This is a genomic window from Dellaglioa sp. CoH-57-MRSF-16, from assembly GCF_056782055.1.
In genome coordinates this window covers 1-536 of record NZ_JBXAXZ010000040.1, presented here as the reverse complement: position 1 = coordinate 536, position 536 = coordinate 1, and the positions used below count along the sequence as shown (strand labels likewise).

The 536-nt window shown below is 52.8% G+C and carries 1 protein-coding gene; it reads left to right on the top strand.

Annotated features, from left to right (window positions below; all coding sequences use genetic code 11):
* Window positions 1-131 precede the first annotated feature (131 nt).
* Window positions 132-383, top strand: coding sequence for a hypothetical protein (locus tag AC1RPH_RS07735; protein ID WP_281116313.1), 252 nt, complete (start codon window positions 132-134; stop codon window positions 381-383).
* Window positions 384-536: the final 153 nt, after the last annotated feature.

Below are 536 nucleotides of genomic sequence, written 5' to 3'. Positions count from 1 at the left end.
ACCGGTGAAATTCGGCGCATCTTCGACACCGTTATCGAGGAAGTGAAGACCGGTGACTTGCAGACTGACGAGATCGGGGCAGTCCGTCGCGTGGATGATCTGCTGTTCATGCTTGTCTCAAAGGAGATGGAATGAGCACGAAGCCACTTGTTGACGGAGAAATCCGAGAAATCAAGGCCGGTCGTGGTTATTCTATGTGGAAGCATAACCAGTTTAAGGTTAGCGCCGAACGCTACGATTGTGATACGCCGATCGTGCATCTGGAAATCCAGTTCGGAGTGGAAGGAAAGTCAACGGCCGTTACCTATCTCACGGACGGCGCGGCCCGAGACCTGATCGACCGATTGGAGCGTGCCCTACGCGTACTCCCGACTTCGAAATAATTGTTGACCGCAGCCCAGTATAGAACTATACTGGGCTTTCTATATTTCAGGAGCCGAAAATGACTGACGATCTGATTCTCTTCCACCGTGAAATCCTCCGCTGGATCGAAGATGGGTGTCCGGAGCACGCTAGCTTCATGGACCGTATGGGGC